This window comes from Companilactobacillus halodurans, assembly GCF_009600995.1.
Taxonomy (GTDB): Bacteria; Bacillota; Bacilli; order Lactobacillales; family Lactobacillaceae; genus Companilactobacillus; species Companilactobacillus halodurans.
The window spans coordinates 46,908-59,811 of record NZ_VDFO01000011.1 but is presented as its reverse complement, the minus strand read 5'-3'; the positions used below and the strand labels follow the sequence as shown (position 1 = coordinate 59,811).

Here is a 12,904-nt window from a genome sequence, read left to right as displayed (position 1 = left end):
CTTATCAAAGCATTCAAGAAGCGATAAGACATCATGACATAGATATACTTAGGGAAACCACCTACAGGTATAAAAGAAATGGAACCGCAATGGATACAGCCATTACAACGTTACGAAAAAATATAAATTATGTAAAAAACAGTTGCTTATTGCCATATTCCAACGGCCCTCTTGAGGGCACCATTGGAAAAATAAAGAAATTGAAAAGAAATTCTTATGGATTTAGAAATCTTGACCATTTTATTAAGAGAATAAGATTGATTTGCGCATAAAAAAAGTACCCTCAATGAGGGTACTTAATAAGCTCAAAAATCATTCATCAATACGATTTGACAAAGAGCCAATTATTTACTTGATGAAGATGATGAAACATATCCTGAAAGAACATCTTTCAAATCGCTGTCCTTGATAGAAACATCAGCCTTCTTCAAGACTTTAGAAATAACTTTTTGCATCGTAGTTGAATCTTGTAACCATGAAGCATAAAGCTTAGATTTAAGTTCAGCAGTGTGATCGCTCATCTTACCCTTAGCAGGTTTCTTGAGAAGCTTGATTACGCTGTAGCCATAACTTGTTTTAACTGGTGTAGATGAGTAATCTCCGACTTTGTCAAGCTTGTAAGCAGCTGTCTTGAAGTCTGTATCAACACTAGTACTGTCATTATCGAATGAAGCCATCTTACCACCTTTGTTCTTTGTGGCAGAATCTGTTGAGTATTCTTTAGCTAACTTACTGAAGTCTTCACCATTTTGAAGTTTAGTAATAACTTCTTTAGCAGTAGCTTTCTTACTTACAAGGATTTGAGCTACTTGAATCTTAGGTTGGTAACTCTTCCATTCTTTCTTAAGATCCTTGTTTGTAACTTTCTTGTTCTTCTTTAGAGCAACTTTAGTAAGAAGATTTGTACGAATATTCTTCTTAAATTGGGCTGTTGTCATACCATTTTGTTGAAGAATAGAACTAAATGATGAACCATATTGGTTCTTGTACTTGTTGTATTCTTTAGTAACTTGTTTCTTAGAAACATCATCACCATATTGATTTTCAAGAGCCTTAGTAATAATCATGGTTTGAAGTGTTTGCTTACCGGATGAAGAACTCTTCATTTCTTTGTAGTATTGTTCTTGGGTAATTCTTCCACCCTTGAGAGTAGCAACAGTCTTGTTACCAGAACAACCAGCAACAACTGTTACCATAAATAGACCAGCAATAGCTAAGATCCATTTAGTTAAACGTTTATTCATCTTTACACATCCTTAATTAATCTGTCTACAATTGAAAAGACTACCATAAATTAAACTGAATAGTTTGTCATTTTATAAAAAAATCACAAAAAATTCATAATTAGTGCGAATTTTCCTTCAAGTCATCAAGATTATTTTTCATTGTTTGAATTGATTCTTGAAGTTGCTCTACATCAGGCTTAATGTCTGAAGCATAATTAGAAATATCTTTTTGAATCCCTGAAACGACCTCAGGGACAACAGCTGAATTTTTTTGAAGATCAGCTATTATATTTTTAAAATCTTTTATATTCTGAAATATGTTGGTATCATTATCCTTAGGTGTAGAATCTTTTGACTGAAATAGTTGCAATGCAGCTCCAGAAATAGATCCAACAATGAATCCAGCAAAGAATTTCATTTTAGTCCTCCAAGTGTTGCTTAATATTTTCAGCACGTTGTTTCAATTGACCGTCGCTTGCGACACCAGTATTGTCACCCCAGTGCATTGAAAAATCGTCATCCTTAGAATAACGAGGGACTAAGTGAACATGTGAGTGCATGACGCTTTGATAAGCGACTTCGCCATTGTTTTGGCAAATATTCATTCCGATAATTTTAGGATTGGATGCTTTGATAGCACGTGCAATCATAGGAATCTTCTTAAAGACGCGTTGTGCTAAATCTTCATCATATGCGAAGATATCTTTGACGTGTTTTTTAGGAACTACTAAAGTATGACCTGGCGTTACTTGAGAAACATCGAAAAAGGCCTTAATGTCGTCGTCCTCATAAATTGTAGTACTAGGAATCTCATTGTTAATAATTTTGCAAAAGATGCAATCATCCATGTAAAAATCTCCTTTCAAAAACAGCATTATATTTACTACAATGCTATCATATTAACATTATTAAAAACAGATATAGGTGGTTTAATCCATGACTTTAGAAGTAAAAGAACTGACCGGAGGGTACGGTCAAGTATCAGTTTTAAAGAAAGAAACCTTTACAGTAGAAAGTGGCCAGGTTGTTGGCTTGATTGGCTTGAATGGTGCTGGTAAATCAACGACCATTAAGCATATTATCGGTCTTTTGACGCCTCGTGGCGGTCAGATTTTGATTGACGGAATCAGCTTGCACGATAATGTCGAAAAATATCGTAAGAAAATCGCTTATGTTCCAGAGATGCCGATTCTTTACCCTGAATTGACTTTAAGAGAACATATTGATTTAACGATTATGGCTTACGATTTGGATCATGATAAAACTTGGGAAAACGCGAACGAATTGTTAAAGACATTTCGCTTGGATAACAAGTTGGATTGGTTCCCACAGAATTTCTCTAAAGGAATGAAGCAAAAAGTAATGATTGTTTGTGCGTTCATGACCGATGCCAGTTTGTTTATTATTGACGAACCATTCACCGGACTCGATCCACTAGCAGTCAATGATCTTTTGAATATCGTTGAAGCAAAGAAACAAGCAGGTTGTTCAGTTTTGATGTCAACTCACGTATTAGCTACTGTTCAAGACCATGCGGATAAATTTGTTTTGATCAATCACGGCCAAGTTAGAGCCGACGGAACTTTGGATCAATTGAAGTCGAAATTCGATATGAAGCAAGATTCTAATCTTGATGATATTTATATCAAGATGTCGAATGAGGATCTCTAATGTCAAAACTTTGGAATGAAAGATTAAGAAGACATCAACTTAATCAATTTAAATATCTCAGATTGATCTTTAATGACAATTTTGTTTTAGCTTTTATCGTTTTGATAGGAGCCTTAGGATTTTGGTATTCAAATCTTTTAGGAACGATTCATCATCAACTCTTACTGGGCAAGCCAATCGTTATTTTATTATTATTTTTGGCAGTTCAAGTTGGTGGGATTGCGACACTTTTAGAAGAACCTGATAGCACTTTTTTGTTAGTCAAAGAAAAGGAATTTTATCAGTATTTCAAATCAGCCAAAAAATACAGTGTCTTTTTACCAGTGGTTGAGTTAATGCTGGTCAATTTCTTGTTATCAGCCTTTGCTTCAAGAGGGGCCGGACTGCATATATTAGATATTGTAGTTATTGCAGTTGGCTTGATAATCTTTAAAGTTGGATTCTTGAATGTTAATTTAATGGAGATTTATGGTCGAGCTAAATTTGGCAGCTTGGGTTTACGTTTAGCTTCAAACTTATTGTTAGTAATTTCTTTAATCGTTTCAACTTATTTATTTAGCTGGATAATGATTATTGTTGCGCTAGTTTATTATTTCTTCTTGAACGCTCAAGTAAAAACTTTAGAGACAAGCGGTCAGTTACAGTGGAAATTAGCTATTGAAACTGAAAATCAACGAATGTTTCGGATTAAACGTTTTTACAATCTCTTTACCGATGTACCCGGAGTAAATAGCAAGATTAAACGCCGTAAGTGGTTAGATTCCTTATATAGTCCTATCAAATTCCAAAATAAGAGTACTTATCTATATTTATTTGCTCGAGGATTTGTTCGGAATAATGAATATTTAGGTTTATTTTTGCGTTTAACGGTTATTCAAGCTATTATGTTAGTTCTGATTGATAATTTCTATATTTCACTGATTGTGGAAATGTTGTTCATCTATTTAGTTGGTTTCCAATTGAAACCTTACTTTAAGGAAGTCATGCAAAATTTGATGCAACGTCTTTATCCAATCAGCGGCAAAGTTAAAATTGCTAATTTTACGAAACTTTGTACAGTCATCCTGTCGATTCAATGGGTGATCAGTGCCTTAGCAATTTTATACAAATTTGGTTTTAGTCTAAATAGTTTGATTATTATCGTGGCAGGATTTGCTGTTTTAATTTTCGTCAACTATTTCTATATGCCAAAACAATTGAAAAAATATTTAGATTAATGGAGAGTATTTATATTTATGCGACTTAGAAACAAGCCTTGGGCTAAGGACATGATCAATGAGAATCTTGATTTGATTGCCGTTCAGCCAGAAAATATGCAGGGGAAATGGCAGGATCGTTTTGCAAAAAATCAACCGCTATTTATTGAAGTTGGTTCAGGTAAGGGAAAATTCATTACTGAACTAGCACAAGAAAATCCTCAAAATAACTATATTGCAATGGACGTCCAAGAGGGTGCGATTGCTTTAGTATTAAAAAAGCAAGTTGAGTTAAGATTACCCAACTTGCAATTATTATTAGCTAACGGAGCTGATTTGTCAGAATTATTCGCCGAAAATGAAGTCAGTGGCGTTTACCTGAATTTCTCTGACCCTTGGCCAAAGACCAGACACGAAAAGCGTCGCCTGACTTATAAGACATTTTTGAAACAGTATCAATATATTTTAAAAGACGATGGCTATTTACAATTTAAGACCGACAATCAAGGTCTTTTTGAATATTCCTTAGTTAGTTTAAATAACTATGGGATGAAATTTGATGACATTTCTTTAGATCTTCATAATGATGAGACTTTAAATGCCACTAATATTGAAACTGAGTATGAAGAAAAATTCTCAAAAAAAGGCTTCAGGATAAATTACCTGAAAGCCCATTTTGAAAACTAATTATTGATTTGTGATTACTGTACTTTTTTAATGTTTAATAATTCACCAGTCAAAGCATCAGCAATGAAGTGATATTGGGCGACATCGAATTCGTCCATGGTAGTAACTCCACCAACGATTCCCCAAGTTGAACGACCATTTACGTCAACTCTTTGATAAAATGGTTCGACCCAAGAACCGATGACCTTACTATCTTCGCCTAAAACGGACTTGACTTTGTCAATTATTTTTTCGCTATCTAGATGGTGTTTTACTAAGACCGTAGCAGCTGCACCTGCAGCAAGTACAGTACCAGTAACGATTAATGAACCGATACCTTTTTTACTCATAAAAATCACTCCTTGATTTCGATTTAATATTATATTAACACCATTATATATCATTCTCGTAGTCAAGAGCACTTAATTGACCGTTTAACAAATAAAAAGTATCTTAAATGATAGAGGTGAAATGTTTATGAAGAATATTGAAGATTATAATGTAAAAGATTGGCACGAAGCTACAAAACAAGGGAAATTTATCCTATTTTTCCATGCCGACTGGTGCCCAGATTGTAAATTTATTGAACCTAAGTTGCCAGAACTAGAAAAAGAATACTCTGACTTTGAATGGATTAGTTTTAATCGTGATAATAACATGGAAGTTGCTCAAGAATTAGGAATTATGGGTATTCCTAGCTTTGTTATCATTGAAAATGGCCAAGAAATTGGTAGACTAGTAAATAAAGATCGAAAAACTAAAGAAGAAGTTGAGACCTTTATTAACAGTGTAGTTAACAAATAATTAATCAAGTGAGGGAAAAAACTTGCTATTAAGCTTTTATAATCCAGATGTTTTAGGGGATGTCTTGATTGTTGAAACGTCAGAAGATGTAACGACTCAAGATACGACCCAAAAAGATAATGTAGTACGTATTTTTAATGAAGAAACTAATGAAGCCATTGGTTTCAATTTTTTTGACCTAGGAGAAAAGCTAGGGATTCAAAATGACTCCGGTCAAGTATTTCTTGACGACAAGCAAGTAGACATATTAAATAATGCACTTGCTCAAGCAGGTTTTTCTGATAAATTAGAATCTGACAAGAGTCCAAAGTTCGTGATTGGACATGTTGACGAAATCAAGGATCATCCTGATTCTGATCATTTGCACATCACACAAACTGACGTTGGTTTAGATAAGCCAGTTCAAATTGTTTGTGGTGCTCCTAATATTGATCAGGGACAATTGGTTGTAGTAGCATTGCCTGGTGCGGTGATGCCGACTGGATCTGAGATTTGGCCTGGTGCTTTAAGAGGCGTAGATAGCTATGGAATGATTTGTTCTGCAAGAGAATTAGGCATTCCCAATGCACCTCAAAAGCGTGGTATCTTGGTTCTTGATAAGGGTACAGCTGGACAGGCATTTGATTTTAAAGAAGCAGAGAAAATGTTCGCTTAGGAGTTAATATGGAAAAGACAGTCTATCATTTTGTTGGAATTAAAGGAACAGGAATGAGTGCTCTTGCACTTATTTTGAAAGATTTAGGATATGAAGTTCAAGGATCAGATATCGATAAATATACTTTTACACAACGTGGACTTGAACAAGCCGGAATTAAAATTTTTTCGTTTGATGAAAAAAATATCCATGAAGGTTTGACAGTTGTTAAAGGAAATGCCTTTGATGATGATCAAGTAGAAATTAAAAAAGCTAATGATATGCATTTACCAGTGATTACATATCCAGAATTAGTTGGTAAGTTAGTTTCTGAATATACTTCTATTGGTATTGCTGGATCACACGGTAAGACTAGTACAACCGGCCTTTTGGCACATACATTGAGTGGAATTGCTAAGACATCATACTTAATTGGTGATGGTACTGGTAAAGGGGATAAGGATGCCAAATTCTTCGTCTTTGAAGCTGATGAATATCGTCGTCACTTCTTAGCTTATTCTCCCGATTACCTAATCATTACTAATATTGATTTTGATCACCCTGATTATTTCTTCGGTGGCATCAATGATGTAGTCGATGCTTTTGAGTCAGAAGCTAGAAAGACTAAAAAGGGTATCTTCATCTGGGGTGAAGATAAACATGCTAAATCAATTAAAGCTGACGCTCCAATCTATACTTACGGTTTGAACGAATCAGATTATATTCGTGCAACTAACATCAAACGAACTGTCAAAGGTTCTTCATTTGATGTTTCAATCAATGGTGAAAATATTGGTAACTTCCAAGTTCCATTGTTTGGTGAACACAATGTTTTGAATTCATTAGCTGTAATTGGAGTAGGTCACATGGAACACCTTGATCACGCTTTGATTAACCGTGAATTACAAACATTCAGTGGTGTTAAGAGACGTTTCAGTGAGAAGAAAGTTGCTGACCAAGTTATCATTGACGACTATGCTCACCATCCACAAGAAATTAAAGCTACTATCGATGCTGCAAGACAAAAATATCCTGATAAAAAGATTGTTGCTGTTTTCCAACCACATACTTATACCAGAACTTTAGCCTTGATGGATGACTTTGCTAAATCATTGGATTTAGCTGATGAAGTTTATCTAACTAATATCTTCGGCTCTATTCGTGAAGCTCATGGAGACATTACAAGTAAAGATTTAGGCGATAAGATTCATAAAGGTGGAAAAGTTCTAACGCTTGATGACTTGTCACCACTTTTGGATTACCACAACACAGTCATGATTTTCATGGGTGCTGGGGATGTTCAAAAATATGAAACTGCTTATGAACAATTATTAAGCAATTTAAATCCTAATCAACAATAAAATTTAAACAAACAAAAAGTCGCTGAATTTTCAGCGGCTTTTTTGTTTTAAAGTAATTTCAAGAAGACTGAAGCAATGATGACTGAAGCAACAGATACGGTAGCAAAGCCACCAACAAGCATCTTAGGAAGAATGCTTTCAATTAAGTAGGCCTCTTCATCTTCATCATTTGCGACTGTGTGGCAAACTTCGGTTGTCAGAATAAAGTCGGCTGGGAAACCAAACAAAGCAGTCAAGGAGCAAGCAAAGGCCATTTCACGGCTCAATCCTAATGGTTTAGCAAGAAGTGATGAAGCGATGAACATACCTAGAATGCCAAGCAGTATCAAAACTACGATTTGAATAATAATTTTCCCAATGATTTGAGGGGTTGTCAGACTCAATTGTGAAAAGATATAAGCAAGCAATCCATACATCAACCAATTGAAGACTTTAGCTTTGTCTAGTGCGTTATCTTCAATAAAGCCAAGTTGGTGAGCGATAACACCAAAGATCAAACAGATAACATTAGCATTGATTGCACCGTGCAATAAGGCTCCGACCCAGTTACCTAAAAGAGCAATCAAAGCAACTCGAGTGATGATAAAGACGGGCGTTTGAAATTCATTCGGTAATTTGAAGATTGTCCTTTGATTCTTTTCAGATTGATGATGTTTTTTCACCATCATGGCTACTTCTGAATTAGGATCGTCTTTTTCTTTTTGATACTTTGTCGTTAATCGTTTGCCTTCTTTACGGAGCAAAACTGAAGTCAAAGGATAACCGATCATTGAGTGCATAATGAACATTGAAACTGGCAAGGCTACTAAAGAAGTAATACCGGCTGCTTTTAGTCCATTTGTCATTAGTAAAGCTGCAACGATACCACCAGTTAGTGGAGGAACGGCTGCAACAACGGTCTTCCAATCAAAGAAGAAGGAACCGACAACTAAAGTAAAGAGTAAAGTTCCAGCAACGCCTAGTAAGGCGATACAGACGGCACGCCACTGATTCAATAGTTCTTTTAAATCCATCAAGGTCCCCATTTGAACCAAGAGTAGCGACATGGCAATGCCTACGAATTGAGAATTGTATGAAGCTTGGGGAACGATGTTCTTAGGTAAAACTGTCCAAAAACCGATGGCGAAAAGAACTGCAGTGATAAAAATCGATGGAACAAAAGCTCTAGTTGCAGTTGAAACCCATTCGCCAATCAGGAGAAAAGCCATCACGATAGTAAAAGAAAGTAAATATACCATAATTACTACCTCCTAAAATATTAAATTCTTAATGCAGAATTTATGCTGATTTAATTTTTAAAGCAATTAATAAACTGTTAAATAGACGAAAAGTATAAATATGAATAAAATAATTATTACTTTTTGACAATAAATTAAATACAACCTAAACTCAAACCAAATTAAATTTTGGAGGCTGTTTATTATGAAAACTCTCTATAAAAATTTTGGTCTATTCGATGGTGAGAAAGCAGAGACTCAACCTGATGCTTGGTTCATCATCGATGATGAGACTGGTGAAATTGAAAAATTAGGTTTTAAAAATGCTCCAGATACTGAAAAGGTGGTCGATTTAGCAGGAAAATTCGTCATGCCTGGCTTGATCAATACTCACGTTCACTTGATGATGAATGCCATTACTAATAAATTGGAATATTTGTCAGAAGCTGAAGTTACTTTTACTGCTCTAAATAATTTAAAAGAAGCTCTTAAAGCCGGAGTGACTTATGTTAGAGACTGTGGTTGCGCCTTTGATGTTGATATCAAATTACATAAGCTACAAGAAGAAGGCCAATTAGGTGGAACTGAAATCGTACCATCAGGTCGTCCAATGTGTATTACCGGTGGACATGCTGATTTTACTGAAGGCATAGATGGCGAGACGACTTGGGGCAATCTAGTTGATTCACCTGATGAAATGCGTCATGCTGTTCGTCGCGAGTTTAAATTAGGCGCTAAAAATATCAAGGTTATGGCAACTGGTGGCGTGATGTCCTCAACTGACCAAATTGATGATGTCGAGTTTTCCATGGAAGAACTTAAAACGGCCGTTGAAGAAGCTCACACAAAACACATGACAATTGCTGCTCATGCTGAAGGAACTGTTGGTATTCACAATGCAATTCTTGCTGGCGTCGATTCGATTGAACATGGTTGTTTGATCAGTGACGATGATATTGAATTGATTCAAGAAAAAGGTATCTACCTAACACCTACCGTTATTGCTACTTATTCAATTCCTGCTTACGGTGAAGGGAAATTACCTGATTATATGGTCGATAAAGCTAAAGGCTTTAAGGATAAGTTCTATGCTCGTATGAAAGTAGCAATTAAAGGTGGCGTCACATTAGCTTTTGGTACTGATGCGGGAACTCCATTCAATACTTTTAGCGATATTCCTAAGGAATTGGAATTATTGACAGATGTCGGAGCAAGCAATGAAGAAGCTCTCTTCGCAGCAACTAGAAACAGTTCTCACTTGTTAAGAATCGATGATAAATATGGTTCAATTAAAGAAGGCAAAATTGCTGATTTCTTAGTTTTAGATGAAGATCCATTAAAAGATATCAAGGCCGTTCAACAAAAAGATAAACAAGTTTACAAAAAAGGTAAATTGGTCGAATAAATATTTATATCATTGTGAACTCAAAAAGACACAGTAATCGTTTTTCGATTGCTGTGTCTTTTGTCGCTATTAAAAAATTTCAATTGAAATCAAAGTAATTTCAAGAAGACAGACGCAATAATAACTGATGCGACAGATACTGTTGCAAAGCCTCCAACTAACATTTTTGGCAGGATATTGGCAGTTAAATATTCTTCCTCGCCCTTGTTATTTGCAACACTGTGGCAAACTTCAGTGGTTAAAACAAAATCAGCCGGGAAACCAAATAAAGCTGTCAGTGAACAGGCAAAAGCCATATTTTTACTCATACCAAAAGGTTTTGCTAAAGCAAATGAAGCTAAAAACATTCCAAAGATACCTAAGAAAATCAAGACAATGATTTGGATAATGATATTTCCAATTACTTGTGGGGTCGTGAGACTTAATTGCGAGAAGATATATGCAAGTAGACCATACATCAACCAATTGAAGACGCCTGCTTTGTTTAGGACACTGTCTTCCAAGAAGCCTAGTTGATGGGCGATAACACCGAAGATCAAACAAATGACATTAGCATTGATGACGCCATTCATCAAACCTGCTACCCAATTACTCAATAGAGCAACTAAAGCCACACGAACGATGATAAAGACCGGTGTCTGATATTGGTCGGGTAAATTCAAAACCGGTTTTTTATTATTTTCGTCAACTTTTTCTTGGTGAATCATTTTAAAGACATTTGAGTCGGGGTCGTCTTTTCCATGATTATATTCAGTTACTAAACGATTGCCTTCTTTTCTCAATAAGAGTGAAGTTAAAGGATAGCCAATCATTGAATGCATAATATACATTGAAACAGGTAGTGCGACTAATGTAGTAATACCAGCTGCCTTTAAACCATTAGTCATCAATAGTGCAGCAACTAAACCTCCAGTTAATGGTGGAATAGCGGCAACGACTGTGTGCCAATTGTAAATAAAAGTACCTACGATCAAAGTGAAAATCAATGTGCCGCAAACCCCTAAAAGGGCAATACACACTGCTTTCCACTGAGCTAATAATTCTTTGAAATTCATTAAGGTACCAAGGTGAACCAATAGTAGAGAAATGCCGATTCCAATAAAAGAACTATTAAACGATGCTTGAGCAACAATATTTTTGGGCAAGACGGTCCAAAAGCCAATCACGAAGCAAATAGCTGTAATAAAAATTGAAGGGATGAAGGCTTTTGTTGCAGCCGATACCCAATCTCCAATTAACATAAAAACCATAACAATAGTAAATGCAATAAGATAATTCATAAGCTTGCCCTCCTAAATAACAAGATTAAAAAATTATTAGAATTTAACTTATTCTTTTTTTATTTTTATGTCAAATTTAATTTTTATAATATCAGGAAATCAGGCTTATCAACGCCTAAACTGTGGTAAAGCTTAAATTAAAATATTTATTATTTAAATTGGAAATAATTAATAAAGCGTTGACAATAATTAAAATGAATCTTAGAATTTGGTCAATAAATTTAGGAGGCATTACTATGACACAGACTTTATATAAAAATTTCAATTTATTTGATGGCAACAAAGCTAGTATTCAAAAGGATGCTTGGTTTATCGTTGATGATGAGTCAGGCAAAATTGTTAAATTAGGTTTTAAGGATACACCTAATTCACAAGAAGTTGTTGATCTCAAAGGGAAGTACGTGATGCCAGGATTGATTAATGCTCACACTCACATCATGATGAATCCCCAAACGAATAAATTGGAGTATTTGTCTGAAGCTGAAGTTACTTTTACTGTCTTAAAAAACCTAAAAGAATTGTTAAAAGCAGGTATTACATATATCAGAGATTGCGGCTGTGCCTTTGATGTCGATATTAAATTGGCTAGATTGCAGGCCGAGGGTCAACTAGGTGGTACCGAAATCTTGCCTTCAGGTCGTCCTATGAGCATGACTGGTGGTCACGGTGATTTTACCGAAGGACTAGATGGCGAAACGACTTGGGGTAATTTAGTAGATTCTACTGATGAGATGAGAAAAGCAGTCCGTCACGAATTTAAATTGGGTGCTAAGAACATCAAGGTTATGGCAACTGGTGGCGTTATGTCAGCGACTGACCAAATTGATGATACAGAACTTTCAGTTGATGAAATTAAAACTGCTGTTGAAGAAGCCCATTCAAAACACATGACAGTTGCCGCTCACGCTGAAGGAGCAAACGGAATTCACAATGCGATTGTTGCTGGAGTCGATTCGGTTGAACACGGTTCTTATGTAACTGATGAAGACATCGATCTAATGCTTAAACAAGGCACTTATCTAACACCTACATTGATTGCTGCTTATACGATTCCTGAATACGGCGAAGGTAAATTGCCACAATATATGTTGGATAAGGCCAATTCATTTATTAAAGATTTCTATGAACGTGTTGGCGTGGCAGCTAAAGCTGGCGTTAAATTGACTTTTGGGACTGATGCTGGAACGCCATTCAATGGCTTTAAAGATGCTACTAAAGAGTTTGAATTGATGACCTCAGTTGGTGCAACCAATGAACAAGCTTTGTTTGCAAGTTCTAAGAACAGTGCCAAATTACTTGGAATCGACAAAGATTATGGAACTTTGGAAGAAGGCAAGGTTGCTGATTTCTTGGTTCTAGATAATGATCCGGTTGCTGATGTCAAAGCTATTCAACAAGAAGATAAAGCAGTTTATAAGAAAGGTATTAAGGTATTTTAGAGGTT

At 35.5% G+C, this 12,904-nt stretch carries 15 protein-coding genes; 9 read left to right on the top strand and 6 right to left on the bottom strand.

Annotated elements, in window-relative coordinates:
• On the top strand, positions 1 to 272 hold a 272-nt coding region (locus FHL05_RS04250), incomplete at its 5' end, for a transposase (RefSeq protein ID WP_162000203.1).
• Between the two features lie 72 nt (positions 273 to 344).
• Here the strand turns inward: FHL05_RS04250 and FHL05_RS04245 are convergent.
• From FHL05_RS04245 to FHL05_RS04235, 3 genes are all read right to left on the bottom strand, one after another.
• Positions 345 to 1,244: a peptidylprolyl isomerase PrsA gene (locus FHL05_RS04245; protein WP_153386722.1), complete on the bottom strand. Its 900-nt coding sequence runs from the start codon at positions 1,242 to 1,244 to the stop codon at positions 345 to 347.
• Positions 1,245 to 1,344: 100 nt separating this feature from the next.
• On the bottom strand, positions 1,345 to 1,644 hold the full coding sequence (locus FHL05_RS04240; protein ID WP_153386720.1) for a hypothetical protein: 300 nt from the start codon (positions 1,642 to 1,644) through the stop codon (positions 1,345 to 1,347).
• A gap of 1 nt (position 1,645) precedes the next feature.
• Positions 1,646 to 2,074 carry an HIT family protein gene (locus FHL05_RS04235; RefSeq protein WP_153386718.1) on the bottom strand — a complete coding sequence of 143 codons (429 nt, stop codon included), beginning with the start codon at positions 2,072 to 2,074 and terminating at the stop codon, positions 1,646 to 1,648.
• An 88-nt stretch (positions 2,075 to 2,162) separates the two neighbouring features.
• Between FHL05_RS04235 and FHL05_RS04230 the strand changes: the two genes are divergently transcribed.
• Genes FHL05_RS04230 through trmB form a run of 3 tightly spaced genes read left to right on the top strand, consistent with a single transcriptional unit; the run spans position 2,163 to position 4,780 of the window.
• On the top strand, positions 2,163 to 2,897 hold the full coding sequence (locus tag FHL05_RS04230) for an ABC transporter ATP-binding protein (protein WP_153386716.1): 735 nt from the start codon (positions 2,163 to 2,165) through the stop codon (positions 2,895 to 2,897).
• Positions 2,897 to 4,114, top strand: coding sequence for an ABC transporter permease (locus FHL05_RS04225; protein WP_153386714.1), 1,218 nt, complete (start codon positions 2,897 to 2,899; stop codon positions 4,112 to 4,114). Before FHL05_RS04230 ends, FHL05_RS04225 begins: the two co-directional genes overlap by 1 nt.
• An 18-nt stretch (positions 4,115 to 4,132) precedes the next feature.
• Positions 4,133 to 4,780 carry a tRNA (guanosine(46)-N7)-methyltransferase TrmB gene (gene trmB, locus FHL05_RS04220; protein ID WP_153386712.1) on the top strand — a complete coding sequence of 216 codons (648 nt, stop codon included), beginning with the start codon at positions 4,133 to 4,135 and terminating at the stop codon, positions 4,778 to 4,780.
• Between the two features lie 14 nt (positions 4,781 to 4,794).
• On the opposite strand, the gene FHL05_RS04215 is transcribed toward trmB, so the two are convergent.
• Positions 4,795 to 5,109 carry a hypothetical protein gene (locus FHL05_RS04215; protein WP_153386710.1) on the bottom strand — a complete coding sequence of 105 codons (315 nt, stop codon included), beginning with the start codon at positions 5,107 to 5,109 and terminating at the stop codon, positions 4,795 to 4,797.
• 127 nt (positions 5,110 to 5,236) lie between these two features.
• Between FHL05_RS04215 and FHL05_RS04210 the strand changes: the two genes are divergently transcribed.
• The 3 genes from FHL05_RS04210 to murC are packed head-to-tail and all read left to right on the top strand — an operon-like array spanning position 5,237 to position 7,558.
• Positions 5,237 to 5,563, top strand: coding sequence for a thioredoxin family protein (locus FHL05_RS04210; RefSeq protein WP_153386708.1), 327 nt, complete (start codon positions 5,237 to 5,239; stop codon positions 5,561 to 5,563).
• A 22-nt stretch (positions 5,564 to 5,585) separates the two neighbouring features.
• Positions 5,586 to 6,218, top strand: a complete 633-nt coding sequence (ytpR, locus tag FHL05_RS04205) for a YtpR family tRNA-binding protein (RefSeq protein WP_153386706.1) — start codon at positions 5,586 to 5,588, stop codon at positions 6,216 to 6,218.
• 8 nt (positions 6,219 to 6,226) lie between these two features.
• Entirely contained in the window at positions 6,227 to 7,558 is a 1,332-nt protein-coding gene (gene murC, locus FHL05_RS04200) for a UDP-N-acetylmuramate--L-alanine ligase (protein ID WP_153386704.1), read from the top strand.
• Positions 7,559 to 7,605: 47 nt separating this feature from the next.
• Here the strand turns inward: murC and FHL05_RS04195 are convergent, their stop codons facing one another.
• A complete protein-coding gene (locus FHL05_RS04195) occupies positions 7,606 to 8,796 on the bottom strand; it encodes a hypothetical protein (protein WP_153386702.1) in 1,191 nt (396 codons plus the stop codon).
• A gap of 184 nt (positions 8,797 to 8,980) precedes the next feature.
• Here FHL05_RS04195 and FHL05_RS04190 point away from each other — a divergent pair, with 184 nt between their 5' ends.
• Positions 8,981 to 10,180 (top strand): metal-dependent hydrolase family protein, encoded by a 1,200-nt coding sequence (locus tag FHL05_RS04190; protein WP_153522113.1) that lies wholly within the window; start codon positions 8,981 to 8,983, stop codon positions 10,178 to 10,180.
• An 89-nt stretch (positions 10,181 to 10,269) separates the two neighbouring features.
• Here FHL05_RS04190 and FHL05_RS04185 read toward each other — a convergent pair whose 3' ends face one another.
• Positions 10,270 to 11,460, bottom strand: a complete 1,191-nt coding sequence (locus tag FHL05_RS04185; protein ID WP_153385863.1) for a hypothetical protein — start codon at positions 11,458 to 11,460, stop codon at positions 10,270 to 10,272.
• A 236-nt stretch (positions 11,461 to 11,696) separates the two neighbouring features.
• Between FHL05_RS04185 and FHL05_RS04180 the strand changes: the two genes are divergently transcribed.
• The gene (locus FHL05_RS04180) at positions 11,697 to 12,899 is read left to right on the top strand and encodes a metal-dependent hydrolase family protein (protein WP_153385864.1); all 1,203 of its coding nucleotides are present in this window, start codon (positions 11,697 to 11,699) and stop codon (positions 12,897 to 12,899) included.
• The last annotated feature ends 5 nt before the right edge of the window (positions 12,900 to 12,904 follow it).

What these genes read in the sequence shown, in the direction of transcription:
- FHL05_RS04245 (WP_153386722.1), bottom strand. Translation starts at nt 1,244, where the DNA reads ATGAATAAACGTTTAACTAAATGGATCTTAGCTATTGCTGGTCTATTT.
- FHL05_RS04240 (WP_153386720.1), bottom strand. Translation starts at nt 1,644, where the DNA reads ATGAAATTCTTTGCTGGATTCATTGTTGGATCTATTTCTGGAGCTGCA.
- FHL05_RS04235 (WP_153386718.1), bottom strand. Translation starts at nt 2,074, where the DNA reads ATGGATGATTGCATCTTTTGCAAAATTATTAACAATGAGATTCCTAGT.
- FHL05_RS04230 (WP_153386716.1), top strand. Translation starts at nt 2,163, where the DNA reads ATGACTTTAGAAGTAAAAGAACTGACCGGAGGGTACGGTCAAGTATCA.
- FHL05_RS04225 (WP_153386714.1), top strand. Translation starts at nt 2,897, where the DNA reads ATGTCAAAACTTTGGAATGAAAGATTAAGAAGACATCAACTTAATCAA.
- trmB (WP_153386712.1), top strand. Translation starts at nt 4,133, where the DNA reads ATGCGACTTAGAAACAAGCCTTGGGCTAAGGACATGATCAATGAGAAT.
- FHL05_RS04215 (WP_153386710.1), bottom strand. Translation starts at nt 5,109, where the DNA reads ATGAGTAAAAAAGGTATCGGTTCATTAATCGTTACTGGTACTGTACTT.
- FHL05_RS04210 (WP_153386708.1), top strand. Translation starts at nt 5,237, where the DNA reads ATGAAGAATATTGAAGATTATAATGTAAAAGATTGGCACGAAGCTACA.
- murC (WP_153386704.1), top strand. Translation starts at nt 6,227, where the DNA reads ATGGAAAAGACAGTCTATCATTTTGTTGGAATTAAAGGAACAGGAATG.
- FHL05_RS04195 (WP_153386702.1), bottom strand. Translation starts at nt 8,796, where the DNA reads ATGGTATATTTACTTTCTTTTACTATCGTGATGGCTTTTCTCCTGATT.
- FHL05_RS04190 (WP_153522113.1), top strand. Translation starts at nt 8,981, where the DNA reads ATGAAAACTCTCTATAAAAATTTTGGTCTATTCGATGGTGAGAAAGCA.
- FHL05_RS04185 (WP_153385863.1), bottom strand. Translation starts at nt 11,460, where the DNA reads ATGAATTATCTTATTGCATTTACTATTGTTATGGTTTTTATGTTAATT.
- FHL05_RS04180 (WP_153385864.1), top strand. Translation starts at nt 11,697, where the DNA reads ATGACACAGACTTTATATAAAAATTTCAATTTATTTGATGGCAACAAA.